15 protein-coding genes are annotated in these 17,431 nt (G+C 72.3%); 11 read left to right on the forward strand and 4 right to left on the reverse strand.

Features of this window, described 5'->3' with window-relative positions; all coding sequences use genetic code 11:
- Positions 1-142 precede the first annotated feature (142 nt).
- Both ABZ924_RS24765 and ABZ924_RS24770 read right to left on the reverse strand, forming a co-directional pair.
- Entirely contained in the window at positions 143-2,119 is a 1,977-nt protein-coding gene (locus ABZ924_RS24765; RefSeq protein WP_361913711.1) for an AAA family ATPase, read from the reverse strand.
- 385 nt (positions 2,120-2,504) lie between these two features.
- Complete coding sequence (locus ABZ924_RS24770; RefSeq protein WP_361913714.1) at positions 2,505-3,140, reverse strand: hypothetical protein; 636 nt, start codon at positions 3,138-3,140, stop codon at positions 2,505-2,507.
- Between the two features lie 154 nt (positions 3,141-3,294).
- Here ABZ924_RS24770 and ABZ924_RS24775 point away from each other — a divergent pair, with 154 nt between their 5' ends.
- The 6 genes from ABZ924_RS24775 (at position 3,295) to ABZ924_RS24800 (ending at position 10,172) form a co-directional block, all read left to right on the forward strand.
- Complete coding sequence (locus ABZ924_RS24775; RefSeq protein ID WP_361913717.1) at positions 3,295-4,827, forward strand: peptidase C39 family protein; 1,533 nt, start codon at positions 3,295-3,297, stop codon at positions 4,825-4,827.
- 98 nt (positions 4,828-4,925) lie between these two features.
- A complete protein-coding gene (locus tag ABZ924_RS24780; RefSeq protein ID WP_361913720.1) occupies positions 4,926-5,351 on the forward strand; it encodes an SPW repeat protein in 426 nt (141 codons plus the stop codon).
- Positions 5,352-5,512: 161 nt separating this feature from the next.
- On the forward strand, positions 5,513-5,668 hold the full coding sequence (locus ABZ924_RS24785; RefSeq protein WP_361913723.1) for an SCO1431 family membrane protein: 156 nt from the start codon (positions 5,513-5,515) through the stop codon (positions 5,666-5,668).
- A gap of 346 nt (positions 5,669-6,014) precedes the next feature.
- Complete coding sequence (locus tag ABZ924_RS24790; protein WP_361913726.1) at positions 6,015-7,187, forward strand: acyl-CoA dehydrogenase family protein; 1,173 nt, start codon at positions 6,015-6,017, stop codon at positions 7,185-7,187.
- Positions 7,187-7,579, forward strand: coding sequence for a GNAT family N-acetyltransferase (locus ABZ924_RS24795; RefSeq protein ID WP_361913729.1), 393 nt, complete (start codon positions 7,187-7,189; stop codon positions 7,577-7,579). Before ABZ924_RS24790 ends, ABZ924_RS24795 begins: the two co-directional genes overlap by 1 nt.
- A gap of 103 nt (positions 7,580-7,682) precedes the next feature.
- On the forward strand, positions 7,683-10,172 hold the full coding sequence (locus tag ABZ924_RS24800; protein WP_361913732.1) for a DUF6185 family protein: 2,490 nt from the start codon (positions 7,683-7,685) through the stop codon (positions 10,170-10,172).
- A gap of 8 nt (positions 10,173-10,180) precedes the next feature.
- Here the strand turns inward: ABZ924_RS24800 and ABZ924_RS24805 are convergent, their stop codons facing one another.
- Positions 10,181-11,089: an MBL fold metallo-hydrolase gene (locus ABZ924_RS24805; RefSeq protein WP_361913735.1), complete on the reverse strand. Its 909-nt coding sequence runs from the start codon at positions 11,087-11,089 to the stop codon at positions 10,181-10,183.
- Between the two features lie 143 nt (positions 11,090-11,232).
- Here ABZ924_RS24805 and ABZ924_RS24810 point away from each other — a divergent pair, with 143 nt between their 5' ends.
- The 3 genes from ABZ924_RS24810 to ABZ924_RS24820 all read left to right on the forward strand — a co-directional run bounded on the left by ABZ924_RS24810 (position 11,233) and on the right by ABZ924_RS24820 (position 14,519).
- Positions 11,233-11,661, forward strand: coding sequence for a MarR family transcriptional regulator (locus tag ABZ924_RS24810; protein WP_361913738.1), 429 nt, complete (start codon positions 11,233-11,235; stop codon positions 11,659-11,661).
- 546 nt (positions 11,662-12,207) lie between these two features.
- A complete protein-coding gene (locus tag ABZ924_RS24815) occupies positions 12,208-13,341 on the forward strand; it encodes a hypothetical protein (protein ID WP_361913741.1) in 1,134 nt (377 codons plus the stop codon).
- 83 nt (positions 13,342-13,424) lie between these two features.
- Positions 13,425-14,519 (forward strand): phosphotransferase family protein, encoded by a 1,095-nt coding sequence (locus ABZ924_RS24820; protein WP_361913744.1) that lies wholly within the window; start codon positions 13,425-13,427, stop codon positions 14,517-14,519.
- Positions 14,520-14,566: 47 nt separating this feature from the next.
- Here ABZ924_RS24820 and ABZ924_RS24825 read toward each other — a convergent pair whose 3' ends face one another.
- Complete coding sequence (locus ABZ924_RS24825) at positions 14,567-15,013, reverse strand: hypothetical protein (RefSeq protein WP_361913747.1); 447 nt, start codon at positions 15,011-15,013, stop codon at positions 14,567-14,569.
- Between the two features lie 218 nt (positions 15,014-15,231).
- Between ABZ924_RS24825 and ABZ924_RS24830 the strand changes: the two genes are divergently transcribed.
- Positions 15,232-15,672, forward strand: coding sequence for an Lrp/AsnC family transcriptional regulator (locus ABZ924_RS24830; RefSeq protein WP_361913816.1), 441 nt, complete (start codon positions 15,232-15,234; stop codon positions 15,670-15,672).
- A gap of 78 nt (positions 15,673-15,750) precedes the next feature.
- Positions 15,751-17,397: an amidohydrolase gene (locus ABZ924_RS24835; RefSeq protein ID WP_361913750.1), complete on the forward strand. Its 1,647-nt coding sequence runs from the start codon at positions 15,751-15,753 to the stop codon at positions 17,395-17,397.
- Positions 17,398-17,431 lie beyond the last annotated feature (34 nt).

Here is a 17,431-nt window from a genome sequence, read left to right on the forward strand (position 1 = left end):
GCCCCTTCCCGAAACGCCTCAATAGCCGGCGGGGCTGATTTCAGCCCCGCCGGCGATTGAGGCGAACCGGGTCCGGGCGGAGCCCGGTTTCGGGAAGGGGCGGGGAGGGGACTGGCTCCGCGCAGCGGAACAGCGGCGGCGGCTACAGCGGCGGAGGAGGGTCCTGGCGGTCACGGTTGGCGGGGCCGCGGCCCGACAGGACCTCCCCGTACGCCTGCATCAGGTCCGGCAGGCGGAGCGTGGCCAGGTCGGCCCGCGACGGCTCCCCCGGGAACCCCGCCAGCCGGAGATCCCGGTACGCGCAGCTCTTCTCGTACAGCGTCCGCAGGAACCGCCCATTGCCGAGCTCGTCGATCCACCCCTGCTCCACCACATGCGCGCTGATGCTCCGCAGCTCCTCCAGCGCCTCCTCGTCCCACCCGTCCCCGTTCGCCTCCGCCAGCACGCCCCCGATCGCGGTCAGCTCGCCCGGCCGGTAGCTCGGGAAGTCCACCCGAGTGGTGAACCGCGACGACAGCCCCGGGTTCGTCGACAGCAGCCGGTCCATCCCGGCCGGGTACCCGGCCAGGATCACCACCAGGTGGTCCCGGTTGTCCTCCGCCCGCTTCAGCAGCACCTGCAGCGCCTCGTCCCCGTACGCGTCGCCCTTGCTGTACCCGGAGTTGGACAGGCTGTACGCCTCGTCCACGAACAGCACCCCGCCGATCGCCGAATCGATCAGCTCGTTGGCCTTGACCGCGGTCTGCCCCAGGAACTCGCCCACCAGGTCGGCCCGCTGCGCCTCCACCAGGTGGTCCCCGCCCAGCAGCCCCAGCGCGTAGAACACCCGCCCCAGGATCCGCGCCACGGTCGTCTTGCCCGTCCCGGAGGGCCCGGAGAACACGAAATGCCGCTTCGGGGGCTGCACCGGCAGCCCCTGCCCGGCCCGCAGCCGGGCCATGTGCAGCTGCGCGGACAGTGCCTTGACCTGCCGTTTCACCGGCTCCAGGCCGACCATCCGCTCCAGCTCCGCGAGCGCCTCGGCCAGCAGTGCCGGATCGGCCGGCCCGGCCGGCAGACCGCCCGGCAGGCTCCCGGGCACATCGCCCGGCAGGCCCTGCGCCGGCAGCGGCACCTTGCGCCGTACGCCGCCGGTGGCCCGGCCGCCCGCACCCGGCGGCCCCCCGAACCGCGGCTCCGGCGGCTCGGGCGGCGACAGCGGGTCGGGCTGGTCCACCTGCCCGTCCGCCGCGATGTCCTGGACCGGGCCGCCGCCCAGCGCGACCGCCGCGAAGTCCCCGCCGCCCTGGGACAGCCCGTGCCCGGCGTACCCCTCGTACCCGGAGCCCGCGTACCCGGCGTACCCGTCGAGGTCCTCGCTGTCCTCGATGGCCGTCAGCCGCGCCGCGGTGTCCATGAACGCCGGATCCACCCGGTGCACCGCCCGGTACAGCGGCAGCGCCGCCGCGCTGCGCCCCGTGCCCTCGTGGGCCCGCGCCAGCCAGTACCGCAGCTCCTTGCGCTGCGGCTGCTCGCTGCGGCAGCGCATCAGCGCCACGGAGAGCATCGGCTCGGCCTGCCCGTACATCTCCAGCCGGACCCGGGCCATCCCGCCGAAGAGTCCCGCCTCGATGCCCAGCAGCGGGTCGTCCACCAACGGCTCGGTGTGCCGGACGAGTTGCTCCCAGTCCTTGACCAGGTAGGCCCGGCAGGCGTGCAGGAACCGCACCTGGGGGTCGGCGTCGACCGGCGGGAGGGCGGCCAGCGCCTGGTCCAGCTCGGGCACGTGCCGGCCGTCGAGCCAGTGCGAGGCGTGGGCGAGCAGCAGGTCCCGTCGGCTCTCCAGTACGGGCTGGACCCACCAGCCCAGCCAGTACCAGGAGTTCAGGGTCCGCCGGTGCCGGGCCCGCTGCTCGCCGAAGCGGTCGCGGTGGGCGTACATGTGCAATAACGCGTTGGTGGTGTCGACCCGCAGCGCATGCAGGCCCAGCCAGGCGTCGGCCATCGAGGGATCGAGCCGGACGGCTGTCCGGAACTCCTCCTCGGCCTGCGGGTAGGCGCCCATGGTGCAGGCGTCCACGCCGCGCAGCCAGGCGAGTTCGGCCGGGGCGTGCGCACTGCCCGGCGTGCCGAAATCCATCACGTCCCCCACAAGCCTGCCCCCGTGGTACGCAGCGACGGCAACCCGTGCGTCAGGCCCGCGAGTTGCCCACTGCGCCGATGAAATCAGGGCTGCATCGTACCTGCGGTTACGCACCTTACGTAGGGTGCGGCGGGCTCGGGTCCGCGGCGCGTCGGCGGCGCGGAAGGTGACTCAGGGTGAAGATCCACCGGGGGTTCTCCCGCCGCGGAGGGGCTGGGGAAGCGGTCCCGGGGCAGAACGAAGCCCCCGATCACGGGGGAACAATCGGGGGCTTCGCGTCCGCTGCGGCCAGGAAAGACCGCGCATTCAGAACGTAAGGCCGGTGCGGGGCCCAGGTCAAGCGGGTCGGTGAAGGCCTGCGCAAGCGGTTTTCCGGTGGGGCTCAGGCCCGGGGGAGTCCGTCACCTTCAGTGACGGAACCGGCCCTTCCAGCGGTCGCTCCCGCCCCGGAAGACCACTCGTATCCCGTACCGCTCTGGTGTACCAGAGTGTCGGCGAAGGGGCGCGAAGGGTCATCCGAGAAGTGCGCGAGCTCCGCGCGCTCCCATCCGTCCCAGAAGTCGGAAAGTTCACGCCCGTCCCGGTTTCGTCCGCGCCCCCAGGACTGCGCGCGCGGCGTCTCCATCCACAGCAGCCGCGCCAGGTGCGGGCGCAGCGCCCGCCGGCCGGCCCCGACGCCCTCCACGAGCAGCACCGGAGCCGGCTCCAGCACGCGCGCGGGGCCGAAGCGGCGCTCGACCCAGTCGTACGGGGCCCAGTGGGCCGGACGCCCGGCGGCGAGCGGCTCCAGCACCTGGGTGCGCAGCCGCTCCGGCCAGGCGAAGAGCTCCTCGTGGGTGGCGACGTCGTCCAGGTGCAGTACCGGAACCCCGCCCAGGGCCTCGGCGAGCCGCCCGGCGAAGGTGCTCTTGCCGGACCCGGCGTGCCCGTCGATGCCGATCAGCCGTACGGGGCCGAGGGACGGGGGCAGGGCGGCGAGCTCGAGGGCGAGCGGTGCGAGGGACCGGTGTGACTCCACCCGGCCAGCCTACGGCCGGACCGCGGATCACCCCCGACACGGCCCGTGGCGTCGACGTCCGGCCGCGGGGAACTGGAAGGGTGGGGGCGGGAAGGCCGACCCGCATCCGCATCCGCACCCGCACCCGCGCACACCGACGTCTGGGGGAGTAGCCATGACCGCACCCACGCCCCGCAGGGCCCTGCTCGCCGTCGCCCTCGCGGCCGCCGCCGCGGCCGCCGTGCCCGGCGGCCGGGTCTGGGCCGCCGGACAGCCGGGCGCAGGGCAGCCGGGCCCCGGAGACCCGGGCGGGCCCGGCCCCGGCGCCTTGACGGGCGGGGCCGACCCGTACGCGGGCGCCGCCGCGGGCGAGGCGCAGGCCGCCGCCGACGAGGCCCAGGCCGCCGCCGACGAGGCCGTGGCCGCCGCTGCAGGCGCGGCCCGCCCGACGGTCGACAACCGGTTCTGGTACTCCGCCGCCCACTGGGGGGCGGGCACCCACCGGGGCACCGCAGTCCTCACCGGCCCCCGCCCCGGACTGCACCTCGCGACCCCGGCCGGCCGCTCCGAGTACGCCGATCCGCACACCGGTCGCAAGGCCACCTGGGAGTACGCCGTCTGGACCTCCCCGGTGCACCGCTCCACCGTCCCCGGGACCGAGGTCATCGCCTCCTGGAACGCCCACACCCCGGCGGGCACCTGGATCCAGGTCGAGCTGCGGGCCACGTACAGCGACGGCGGGGCCTCCCCCTGGTACGTGATGGGCCGCTGGGCCTCCGGTGACGCCGACATCCGCCGCACCTCGGTGAACGGGCAGACCGACGGCCGCTCCACCGTGTGGACCGACACCCTCGCCGTCGACGCCCCCGCCCGGGCGGCCGGCCTGCGGATCAAGGACTGGCAGCTGCGGCTGACCCTGTACCGCAAGCCCGGCTCCGGCATCGGCTCCGGCACCGGCACCGGCCAAGGTCCGACCGTGTGGCTGGCCGGGGCCATGGCCTCCGACGTCCCCGACCGCTTCGAGGTCACCGCCTCCGGCCCCTCCGGCCAGGCGCACGAGCTGCGGGTGCCCCGCTACTCGCAGGAGGTCCACGCAGGCCAGTACCCCGAGTACGACAACGGCGGCGAAGCCTGGTGCAGCCCCACCTCCTCCCAGATGACCATCGAGTACTGGGGCCGCAAGCCCGACCCGAAGGACCTGGCCTGGGTCAGGCCCGGCTACGCCGACCCGCAGGTCTGCCACGCCGCCCGCTCCACCTACGACTACGCCTACAAGGGCTGCGGCAACTGGCCCTTCAACGCCGCCTACGCCGCCACCTACGAGGGGCTCGCCGGCGTCGTCACCCGCCTGACCTCCCTCGGCCAGCTGGAGACCCTCGTCCGGGCCGGCATCCCGGTGATCACCTCGCAGTCCTTCCGCACCGAGGAGCTCACCGGCGCGGGCTACGGCACCTCCGGCCACCTGATGACCGTCATCGGTTTCACCGCCTCCGGCGACGTGGTCGCCAACGACCCGAACTCCCGCGACAACCCCTCCGTCCGCCGGGTCTACAAGCGCCGCGAATGGGAGAACGTGTGGCTGCGCACCAAGCGCCACAACGCCTCGGGCAAGGTCGTCTCCGGCTCGGGCGGCGTCTGCTACCTCTACGCCCCGGCCCGCCCGAGCCTCGCCCAGATCCTCGCCCTCAAGGCGGTCGGTGTCCTCTGAGGCGGGGCGGCGGAAACACCCGTTGACCGGCGAAAGGGATAAGCGCAACATAAAGTCATAAAGGGCACATAAATGTCTTCAGCAGGAGGCGGCCCACCATGACCACTCACAGCATCGAACACCACCCCGACCTCGCCGAGATGCGCTCGCGGTTCGAGCGGGTCACCAGCACGCCGACCGCGCAGGCCGTGGAGGCGCTGGCCCTGATCACGGGCCTGTACGTGGCGGCGTCGCCGTGGATCGCCGGATTCAGCGGCTTCACGTCGCTGGCGGTCAACAACCTGATCGCCGGTCTCGCGTACTGCTTGTGCATGAGCGGACTCGGCTCCGCGTACGAGCGCACCCACGCCATGGCGTGGACGGCGGTCGCCATCGGAGCCTGGACGATCCTGGCCCCGTGGCTCATCGCCGGCAACGTGGACACCACCCGCACCATCGTCAGCAACGTCATCGCGGGCGCCGTCGCCTTGCTGTGCGCCCTGGCCATGGCGGGTATGGCGGGCCGCAACCGCCTGACCACCTGACGTCCGGCACCCCGGGCCCCGACCGCGAGCCGGCCGGGGCCCGGTCGCATGCGCCGCGGGGGGCGGACTTCCCGCCCGCGAGCCGACATGCCGCCGACGTGATACGCGCCACCCATGACCTCTCTACCGCGAAAGCCGCAAACGCTGGCACATTGGACGGCATGACCGCACACAGCGCCGCCCTCATCGCCCGCGCCCGCAACAAGGCCCGTACCGGCGGCCCCCAGGACGATTCCCCTTCCTGGCTGGAGCACGTCCTCGGATGGACGCTGGTGGTCGTCGTCGCCATGTTCGTCACGCAGCTCGGCCTGGTCTGACCCCCCGGGGCTCTTCAATTCCCCTCTCCCAAAGGGAAGTTGCCTGAAACGACCCCCTGCCGGGCCCTGTCGGTGCGCCCGCCCGGGCCCGCGCCGCCGCTCCTCGGGGAGTTCGTCCCGGAGTGTCCGCACCCGCCCGTTCTCGCAGCTCAGGCCGCGAAATCCTGGTGATCTTGCCCCGGTGACGGGAAGCCCCTGATCGGGCATACTCAAGCCGCCGCAGCCGCTGAACAGCCCCTTCCGCAACCCGGGAGGGCAGTATCGGCTGTGAGAGCACCGATCCCCGGCGGCGCGTCCCACACCTCACGCGTCGCCGCCGTGCCCGACCAGGGAGGAGAGCGCCGCCATGAACGACCGCGCCCCGCAGCCGGTGGACCGACAGCTGCCCACCGAGGAGTCCCGGGACCTGCTGGCGCTCGTACGAGACATCGCCCAGCGCGAGATCCGCCCCCAGGCGGCCGAGCAGGAGGACGCCGGGCACTTCCCCCGCGAGATCTTCACCCTGCTCTCCGAGGCCGGCCTGCTGGGACTCCCGTACGACAGCGAGTTCGGCGGCGGCGACCAGCCGTACGAGGTCTACCTCCAGGTCCTGGAAGAGCTCGCCGCGGCCCGCCTGACCGTCGGCCTCGGCGTCAGCGTGCACTCCCTCTCCTGCCACGGCCTGGCCGGCTACGGCACCAAGCAGCAGCAGGCGGCCCACCTCCCCGAGATGCTCGGCGGCGGCCTGCTGGGCGCCTACTGCCTCTCCGAGCCCTCCTCCGGCTCCGACGCCGCCTCGCTGACCACCAAGGCCGCCCGCGACGGCGACGACTGGATCATCACCGGCACCAAGGCCTGGATCACCCACGGCGGCGTCGCCGACTTCTACACCGTCCTCGCCCGCACCGGCGGCGAGGGCCCCAAGGGCATCACCGCCTTCCTCGTCCCCGGCGACGCGGAGGGCCTCTCGGCCGCCGCGCCGGAGAAGAAGATGGGCATGAAGGGCTCGCCCACCGCCCAGCTGCACTTCGACGGCGTCCGGGTCCCCGACGCGCGCCGCATCGGCGAGGAGGGCCAAGGCTTCACCATCGCCCTGGCCGCACTCGACGCCGGCCGCCTCGGGATCGCCGCCTGCGCCATCGGCATCGCGCAGGCCGCCCTGGACGAGGCCCTCTCGTACGCCCTGGGCCGCAAGCAGTTCGGGCACCCCATCGCCGACTTCCAGGGGCTGCGCTTCATGCTCGCCGACATGGCGACCAAGATCGAGGCGGGCCGGTCCCTGTACCTGGCGGCGGCCCGGCTGCGCGACGCGGGCAAGCCGTTCTCCCGGCAGGCGGCCATGGCCAAGCTGTTCTGCACGGACGCGGCCATGGCCGTCACGACCGACGCGGTCCAGGTCCTCGGCGGCTACGGCTACACCGCGGACTTCCCGGTCGAGCGCCTGATGCGCGAGGCCAAGGTGCTGCAGATCGTGGAGGGCACCAACCAGATCCAGCGCATGGTCATCGCCCGACACCTGGCGGGACCCGAGTCGCGCTGATGCCGCCGGTGATCCTCGAGGTGTGCCCGGCCGGCCTGGCCGACGCCGAGCTGAACGAGCTGTTCGCCGCCGCCTGGCCGGGGCACCGGACGGCCCGGTTCGGGCCGGTCCTGGCCCGCAGCACCGCGTGGATCACCGCCCGGCGGGCCGGCCGCCTGGTCGGCTACGTCAACGTCGCGGGCGACGGCGGCGCCCACGCCTTCATCCTGGACACCACCGTCCACCCGGACGAACGCCGCCGCGGCCTCGGCGTCCGCCTGGTCCGCGCCGCCGCCGACGAGGCGCGGACCGCCGGGGCCCACTGGCTCCACGTCGACTACGAGCCCCACCTGGAGCCCTTCTACACCCGCTGCGGCTTCCACCCGACGGCAGCGGGCCTGCTCCAGCTCTAGCCCGTCGCCTCCCGGCCCCACCCTCGGCTGTCAGGGTGGACCTGGACCGCCCCGGCCGCGCCGCACGGCCCGACCGCCGCCCGCCTGTGAACACCCTGGAACGGTGACCGCTCTCAGGCGCCCCGGGCTGCTCCTGCTGCACGCGCTGCTGCTCGGCCTCCTTCTCCTGTGGCTGCCGGGCAGGGATACGGCTCGTGCAGCCGAGGACTCCTCCGCCGACTGCCGCGCTGACCAGCTCCGTGAAGCCAAGGTCGACGCCGCGGCGAAGTTCGACCACCGGGGGCGCGACTACAGCATGCTGACCAGCACGATGGACATCAGGATTCCGGAGGGCTGGGAACAAGCCCCGGATCTCCTCCTGGACACCCATTCGCACGACTACCGTTTCGCACTGAACTGTTTGCTGGGGAAGGTCACAGAAGAATCCTTCTTCGATGATGAGTGGCGATTGAAGCCGGTAACGGTGACGGCCGATGGTAAATCGGTGGTCATTCACTACCAGGCCGTCCAATGGATTCAGGGCCTCGGGGAGTACAGAGTCGGCCCGTGGTACCTGGATGCCGAATGGGCCGAATGGAATATCCGACTGAACCCTCCCGAGAACCTTGTCGACGCGGTATGGGACGTGCGTATCCACCTCGGCGGCCCAGGGGCGATGTCGGCCGCCCCTCCACCGGCTTTCGGAGAAAAGGGCACGACGGTCAGATGGCACAACAGAAATCCGGCAGAACTGCCGGGCGTCATCTTCCGACCCCCTTCCCCCCAGCAATGGAACGCCATCACCGCATCACCCGGACAATTCTGGGAAGCGTTGGGCTACTACAGTGCCTCAGGAGCGTTCTGGTACGTCGCGTCGGGCGTCCTCCTGATCGTTTGTGCCCGAAGGCTTCGGCGGAGCCTCGGAGGGAGTCCGCGCCCGAAGGAGAAAAATGCCATTCGCATACTGATTCTGTGGACGTTCCTGCAGATGGGTCTGGCTCTTGTTGTACTCATGGGGGACAATTTATACCGGTCGTTGGCTCACAGCCTGTCGAAATACGACTATCTGCCAGCGGTTCAGCTGTTTTCCATGATGCTGCTTGGCCTCTCACTCTGCTTCTTCGGAAAAGTGAGAAGACGCCTCCTCGTCGTCGTGTGTACCTTTGTCCTCGGCGTGGCGGCCGCGTATCTGGCATCCGAACTGACCGAGTTCCCCGTGATGCCCACAAGTGATGCCCTGCTCGCCCCTCCGGGTACATGGACCGTACTGATCGCCTACCTGGTGCTGATCTTCGTATGCTGTCTGGGACTCATCTCGGCGGGTCAGCGGCTCCTGTTCGCGGGCGACAGGGCCATGCCCCCGTGGGTCGCGGTATCCGTTTCCCTCGCCGCCGCTGCAATGACCCTCCTATGGTCCTACCTGGCCTTCGAGCGGTACTGGGATCGCAGAAGTTGGCTTGCCGACCCCGACTGGAAGAGTTATGCAGGGCAGTGGTCCAGTGAATACGACGCATGGTGGTGGTGGACCTTCCCCGACGAGTTGCTGAACACGTTGATCGGCTATGTGTCCATCCTCACGTCCGTGGCCGTGGTGGGGGTTCTCCGGGTGTGCAGAGCCGAACAGTACGATGACGACTCGTTCACCCCCAACGATGCGGAGAAGACCCTTTTCGTTGTGTTCTTTGCCCTTGCCGTCGTGCCCGGCAACGCCTGGTACTTCGGGTTCTCCGGTTACCTCCTCACCCTGGCCCTCGGCCTCGGCTCGGCGTGGGGAGTTCTTGCGCTGGGTACGTCCAGGTCCGTGTTGGAGCAACTTTCCGCGGAAAATGCCCCCCTCGGGAAAGTCATTTCGCGAACCTCCAGATCGGACGTGCTGCGCCTGGCGCGACGTTTCCGAGAGCTCCAGTCCCACCTCCAACGGCTCGGTACGGCCAGCCAGTCGGACCGTACCTCGGTGCAGGAGTCGATCGAGCGTGAAATCGACCGATTGGACCAGTGTTTGCCGGAGAGGGTCAGGCCGATCGACCTTCCCTTTGCTTACGGCCCCATGCACTCGTGGTGGGACAACGCCTGCAGGTGTGCGCTCATCGCCTGTTTCATCGGCCTGCCCGCGACCGCGCTGATGTATTGGACAGAAGCGGTCCAGAACGAAACCTGGATCGGGGTCACGCAGAACTCCAGCGGATTCTTGTGGATCGTCTACGAGATCCTCTTCTGGCACATCGGCTGGGTGGCGGGAGGCTTCTTCCTGGGGGCGGTGTGGCGTGATCTTCCTGGCCGCCACGGGCCGACGAAGGCGTTCTGCGTAGCCGTCGCCTTCGCCGTCCCCGTCGCGGCCCACCAGATCGTGACCCAGTCCATCGGGCAGAGCACGCCTGTTGCGCTGCGCTCCATCGCCGCCTTCGCATCGGTGCTGACGTTCACCGGCCTGGCCATGGACATCCAAACGTTCCAGAGCGAGCGGCGCTACTGGCCTACCAACATGAGCCTGGTCGCGTACGTCTACCAGATGCGTATCGCCTCAGTGGCGTTCTTCCTCGCACAGGTCCTGGCGCTCGCCACGATCTGGAAGACCATCCGAGAAGGCGGGCCCACGCCGCCGCCCTCGCGGTAGCCACCGGCTCAGGCGTCCACGGGCCGCCAGGCCGGGCCTGCGCCGTCCCGCTCGATGTGGCCGAAGACCACGTCGGCGAAGTGGACGCCGAAGCCGATCGTGTTCGGCTCCGCCAGTTCGGCGACGAGGCGCGGGCGGTGGTCGGCGGTCGCGGCCTGGTCGTGGTCGAAGCCCGAGGACCACTCGGGGTGGTCGGCCTGGACGGGGGAGTGCATGGCGTCGCCGAAGGCGATCAGGCGCCGGCCGCCCCCGGTGATGACGTACTCGGCGTGCCCGACGGTGTGGCCGGGCGTGATGCGGACCCGGACGCCCGGGAAGATCTCCTGGCCGTCCTTGATCGTGCGGACGCGCGCGGCGAGGGCTGCGACCTGGTCGGCCATGCCCTGTTCCTCCAGGAGGTCCCGCCGGTCCCACTCCTGCTCGGAGATCAGGTACTCCGCTTGGGCGAGGAGCGGCAGGTCAGCGCCCGGGGCGGGGTGGCAGGCCCAGCCGAGGTGGTCGGCGTGGAGGTGGGTGAAGGCCACGGCTTCGATGTCCTCGGGGCGCCGCCCGAGCTCCGCCAGGCCGACCGGCAGCGCGCCGCCCTGGATCGCCTCGAGCGGGCCCTCCGGGAGCTCCAGCGTCTGCGGGCCGAAGCCCGCGTCGATCAGCAGCGCGCGGTCGCCGTGCTCCACCAGCAGGGCGCCGACGCTGCCCACGAGGCGACCGGTGGCGTCCAGGTACTCCGGGTGCTCGGCCCACACCGCACCGGTGGTGTCCGGGAGCAGCTGGAGCGGCCGGAGTCGGACATCGCCGTCCGGTACGTACGACACCTTGAGGTCGCCCAGCCGTATCGACCGGATTCCCGACGGCCGGCGCAGTCGTACGTCCTGCTCCTGAGCCCGGTTCTCGGCCTGGTCCAGCGTCAAGTCAGCCATGGGTGCTCCCTCGTGAGAAGTCATCAGGTGCGTTCGCCGCGATCTTGCGCGGCGACGGCGCCCACCATAGGCAGCAAGTGCATCAAGTTCAAATCATTCAAGCTGTAAATGTTTTGGCTTGACGGAGTTGTTAGGGTGGCGGCATGACGACTTCACCGGAGCCGCAGGTCCTCGCCGAGCGGCAGCTGTGCGGCCTGGTGAACGGGCTGGCGCAGCGCATCGCCGAGCACGTGCGCGACCGCGCCGCCGCCCTGGGCCTCACCGCGTCCCAGGCGACCGCGCTGCGGGAGATGACCGGGCCGATGACCATGCGCGAGCTCTCCGAGCGCATGTGCTGCGAGCCCTCCAACACCACCTTCGTCGTCGACAAGCTGGAGAAGCAGGGCCTGATCGGGCGGCATCCGCACCCCACCGACCGCCGCGCCAAGCACCTCGTGCTCACCTCCGAGGGCGCCGCCCTGCGCGAACGGCTCCTCGGGAGCCTCGCCGAGGGCTCCCCGCTGTCCGGCCTCGACCCGCAGGAGCAGGGCGTCCTTCGCGGCCTGCTGGAGCGAGCCATCACCGGCCTCTGAGCCGGCTCCTGAGCCGGCCCCTGAGCCGGCCCAGGCGTCAGCCGCCGAACAGCGGGCCGCTCGGCCAGATCGGGGAGGTCGCGACCCGGGACCATTCCGGGTCGCCGTGGCCCGGCAGGGTGCGGCCGGCCGCCGCCCAGCGGGCGAGCAGCGCGCGGTAGATCGGCGGGTCCGGCTGCCTGGGCTGAGCCGGTTGCCGAATCGAATGCCGAACCGATTCTTCGTGGTCGTACGGCGCCGGGCGCCGCCGCCGGCCCGTCCGTGGCGCGGGGGTGTCGAGAGCGGTCATACCGCCCCAACGCGCCGCCCGACCCGGGGGTAATCCCATGAGCCGCCCGGGGATCCGTTCGAGATGTCCCCGTCCCCGGCCGCGCCCGCCGCCGGAGCGATGGCCAGGCGTGCCGGGCTGTCAGGAAGTGACAGAACCCTGGCCGGGGAGAGAGTTTCTGACGTACCGTCATATCCGCTGCGACGCAACCTCGTACACCCCGCACTCCCGCGCACACGCACCGCGCCCCCGCGCCCCGCGCCCCCAGGAGATTCGCCATGCCCGCGGACCGCCCCGTACCCCTGGACGAGTACCCCGTCCACCAAGCCCCGCTGTCGATGAAGCACACCGTCAGCGGCGACCGGAACGCCTACGACCGCTGCATCTTCCACGTCTTCGACCACGCCGGCCGCGCCCTCCTCATCCTCGGCCTCGGCGTCTACCCCAACACCGGTGTCATCGACGCCTACGCCACCCTCCGCATCGGCGACGAACTCCTCGCCGTCCGCGCCTCCGACGCCCTCACCGACGACCGCATGAACCTCGCCGTCGGCCCGCTGCGCATCACCGTCGACGAACCGCTCCGCCGTTTCTCCCTGCGCTGCGACCCCGACCCCGCCGACCCCGACGGCCTCTCGTACGACCTCACCTGGACCGCCGAGTTCCCCGCCGTCTGGGAACCGCACCACACCCAGCGCCGCGGCGACCGCCTCATCCTGGAGGGCCGCCGCTTCGTCCAGGCCGGCCACGTCACCGGCACCCTGCGCGCCAAGGGCGAGGAGCTCACCCTCACCCCCGGCGACTGGACCGGCACCCGCGACCGCAGCTGGGGCGTGCGCCCCATCGCCGGCGAGGACGGCGGCCGCGCCGGCGAGGAGCACCGGCCCGAGGGCTTCCACTGGCTCTGGATCCCGGTCCGCTTCCCCGACCGGTTCGTCATGGTCATCGCCCAGGAGGACGCCGACGGCCACCGCACCCTCAACGAGGCCGTCCAGGTCTTCCCCGAGGACAGCGGCCGCCGCGACGTCCAGCTCGGCTGGCCGCACACCGACATCCGCTACCGCCCCGGCACCCGCCACCCCGTCAGCGCCGTCGTCCACCTCACCGACCCGGCCCGCAAACCCCTCGAACTCGGCGTGGAGATCCTCGCCTCCTCCCCGCTCGCCGTCGGCGCCGGCTATCCGCCCGCCACCGACTGGCAGCACGGCACCTGGCAGGGCCGCGGCTGGACCGACCGCCGCACCTACGACCTCTCCGACCCCGCCGCCCACCCCATGGCCGCCTTCGGCGTCACCGACCACGCCGCCCGCTTCACCCTCGACGGGCAGACCGGCCACGGCATCTTCGAGCACGGCACCTTCGGCCGCCACGACCCCAGCGGCTTCACCGACTACGGCTCGGTCGCCCCGTAAAACCGACGCCCCGTGAACACCGCCCGCACCAGCGCCGCCACAAGCACCAGGACAGTCAAGGCCAGACCAGGAAAGGGGCAGGCATGGCAGCACCGGCACCACGTCCCCGCACCTCCACCCGCGCACCCGAGGAACTCGCCCGGCGCCTGACCGCCTGGCTCGACGGCCGCCTCCCCGGCGCACGCGTCACCGGCGTCTCGGTACCCGCCTCCAACGGCATGTCCAGCGAAACCCTGCTCTTCGACATCGACCACCCCGGCGCCCCGGTCCGCGCCTGCGCCCTGCGCCTCGCCGCCGACCCGGCCGCCTACACCGTCTTCCCCACCTACGACATGCCCCGCCAACACCGCGTCATGAGCCTGGTCGCCGCCCGCACCGACCTGCCCGTCCCGCGCGTGCTGTGGCTCGAGGAGGACCCCGGACCCCTCGGCGCCCCGTTCTTCGTCATGGCACGCGCCGAAGGCCGCGTACCGCCCGACGTCATGCCCTACACGTACGAGGGCAACTGGCTGCACGACGCCACCGATGCCGAACGCGCCGCCCTCCAGGAGGCGAGCATCTCCCTCCTCGCCCGCCTGCACGACCAATTCCCGCCGAACGAAGCAGAGTTCCTCCTCCCCGACGGCCCCGGAAGCCCCCTGCGCCGGCACGTCGACGCCCAACGGGCCTACTACGCCTGGGTCGTCGACGGCCTCGCCCGCTCCCCGCTCCTGGAACGCGCCTTCGACCGGCTGGAGGAGCTGTGGCCCGCCGACGAGGGGCCCGCCGTGCTCAACTGGGGCGACGCCCGCATCGGCAACATCGTCTACGACGGCTTCGAACCGGCCGCCGTCCTGGACTGGGAGATGGCCGCCTGCGCCCCGCGCGAGGTCGACCTCGGCTGGACCGTCTACCTCCACCGCTTCTTCCAGGACCTCACCACCGGCTTCGGCCAGCCGGGCCTGCCCGGCTTCCTGCGCCGCGACGACCTCGAGCGGCGCTACGCCGAACTCACCGGGCACACCCCGCGCGACATGGAGTTCCACACCCTGTACGCGGCCCTGCGCCACGGCATCGTGATGCTGCGCATCGCCTACCGGCAGGCGTACTTCGGGGAGGTCGAGATCCCGGCCGACCCGGACGGCCTGATCCTGCACCACGCCACGATCGACGCGATGGTGCGCGGTACGTACTGGTAAGCGGGTGGTCGGGAGTGCGGTCCGGGCCCGAGCGGCCCGGACCGGTGTCAGGCGGCCTGCGCGTGCCCGCTGCGCAGCGCCGGCACCGCCGGCGACAGGAGCCGCATCGGACGCGAGCCGGGCCCGCCCACGTGCGAGAACGGCTGCGTACGCCAGTCCAGGCCCTGGGGCAGCGTCAGCAGCACGACCTCCAGGTCCTGGGACTCCTCCGCGCCCGCGCCCGCGGCCGGCAGGGCCTCGACGGCCGGACGGCCGGTACCCGCACACACGGTGAGCCCGAACGGGTTCCACGGCGTCAGGCAGAGCGCGTGCTCCGGCAGGTACTCCTCGTCCGCGACGAGGGCGATCGACTGGCCGCAGTCGGGGCAGATCGCGTGGTGGATCTCGAAGCCCTCGCCGTCCTCGAGGCCGTCGGCGGCGTCGTCCGCGAAGTCGGACGCGCTCGGATCGAGGGGCTCCGGTTCGGTGCGACCGGCGCGCTTGGTGTTCTGCATGGATGTACTCCCCCTTGGGTGGGCCGGGCGTGGCATGTCCTTGGGCCTCGGCCACAGCAAGCACTTCCCGTCGCGCGGCACGAGTAACCACAACAACCCGGCACAGGAGGGCATACCCTTGTGGCTTTGGTCACATGCCCGCCGCAGGTGCCACTTGTGGGCGGACAGCACTGGGCCTGGGGCGCCCTCGGGCCGTAGGTTGAGCGGCTATGAGCGCTATGGAGGAGCTGGACCGCCAGATCGTGGATCTGCTGGTGCGGGACGGTCGGATGAGCTACACGGACCTCGGCAAGGCCACGGGACTGTCCACGTCGGCGGTGCACCAGCGGGTACGCCGCCTGGAGCAGCGGGGCGTGATCCGCGGCTACGCGGCCGTCGTCGACCCCGAGGCCGTCGGCCTGCCCCTGACGGCCTTCATCTCCGTCAAGCCCTTCGACCCCAGCGCCCCCGACGACATCGCCGACCGGCTGGCCGGCGTACCCGAGATCGAGGCCTGCCACAGCGTCGCCGGCGACGAGAACTACATCCTCAAGGTCCGCGTCGCGACCCCACTCGAACTGGAGGACCTGCTGAGCCGCCTGCGGGCCCTGGCCCACGTCTCGACCCGCACCACGGTGGTCCTCTCCACCCCGTACGAGGCCCGCCCGCCCCGCATCTGACCCCGCGACCGGACCGCCCCGCCCCGGGGCCGGGGGGCGCGGTCGAACCGGCCCCGGCGAACCGGGAGACTGGTGCGCATGACTGACCGCACCGCCCGCTCCGCCGACGCCGCCGGAGCCCCCTCGCCCGCACCGGCCCCCGACCGGACCGTCCTCCTGCGCGGCGGCGAGGTACACAGCCCCGCCGACCCCTTCGCCACCGCGATGGTCGTCGAGCGGGGCCACATCGCCTGGGTCGGCTCCGAAGGCGCCGCCGACGCCTTCGCGCAGGGCGTGGACGAGGTCGTGGACCTCGGCGGTGCGCTCGTCACCCCCGCCTTCACCGACGCGCACGTCCACACCACCTCCGCGGGCCTCGCCCTCACCGGGCTCGACCTCACCGGCGCCGCCTCGCTCGCCGAAGCCCTGGGCCTCGTCCGCGAGTACGCCCGCCGCCGGCCCGCCGACCGCGTGCTGCTCGGCCACGGCTGGGACGCCGCCCGCTGGCCCGAACGCCGGGCCCCCCGACGCGCCGAGCTCGACGAGGCCGCCGACGGCCGCCCGCTCTACCTCAGCCGCATCGACGTCCACTCCGCCGTGGTCACCACCGCCCTGCTGGACCTCGTCCCCGCCGTGGTCGTCCGCGGTGACGAACCCCTGACCCGCGACGACCACCACGCCGTCCGCAAGGCAGCGCTCGCGGCCGTCACCCCCGCCCAGCGCGCCGAGGCCCAGCGGGCCGCCCTCGACCACGCCGCCTCCCTCGGCATCGGCTCCGTCCACGAGTGCGGCGGCCCCGACATCTCCTCCGCCGAGGACTTCGCCGACCTGCTCAACCTCGCGCGCGAGCGGCCCGGCCCGCGCGTCTTCGGCTACTGGGCCGACCGCGACCTGGAGCAGGCCAAGGCCCTCGGCGCCATCGGAGCCGCCGGCGACCTCTTCGCGGACGGCGCCCTCGGCTCCCACACCGCCTGCCTGCACGCCCCGTACACCGACGCCGCCCACACCGGCACCGGCTACCTCGACGCCGCCGAGATCGCCGAGCACGTCGCCGCCTGCACCGAGGCGGGCCTCCAGGCCGGTTTCCACGCCATCGGCGACGCCGCGCTCACCGCCGTCGTCGAGGGCTTCCGCGCCGCCGCCGACCGGGTCGGCCTCGAGCGCGTCCGCGCCGCCCGGCACCGCATCGAGCACGCCGAGATGATGACCGCCGAGACCATCGCCGCCTTCGCGGACCTCGGGCTGACCGCCTCCGTCCAGCCCGCCTTCGACGCGGCCTGGGGCGGCGAGGACGGCATGTACGCCGACCGGCTCGGCGCCGAGCGCGCCCGCACCCTCAACCCCTTCGCCGCCCTGCTCAAGGCCGGTGTGCCGCTCGCCTTCGGCTCCGACGCCCCCGTGACCCCCTTCGACCCCTGGGGCACCGTCCGCGCGGCCGCCTTCCACCGCACCCCCGAGCACCGCATCTCCGTACGCGCCGCCTTCACCGCCCACACGCGCGGCGGCTGGCGGGCCCTCGGCCGCGACGGCGCGGGCGTGCTGGTGCCCGGAGCCCCCGCCGACTACGCGCTGTGGCAGACCGGCGAACTGGTCGTCCAGGCCCCCGACGACCGGGTCGCGCGCTGGTCCACCGACCCCCGCTCCGGCACGCCCGGACTGCCCGACCTGACCCCCGGCCGCGAACTGCCCGTGTGCCTGGCCACGGTCGTCGGGGGCCGGGAGGTTTTCGTACGGCCACAGGGGTGATCCCGCAGGTCCGGGGCTGGGTGGCGGGGGCCGG

This window comes from Streptomyces sp. NPDC046876, from assembly GCF_040645035.1.
In the GTDB taxonomy this organism is placed as follows: domain Bacteria; phylum Actinomycetota; class Actinomycetes; order Streptomycetales; family Streptomycetaceae; genus Streptomyces.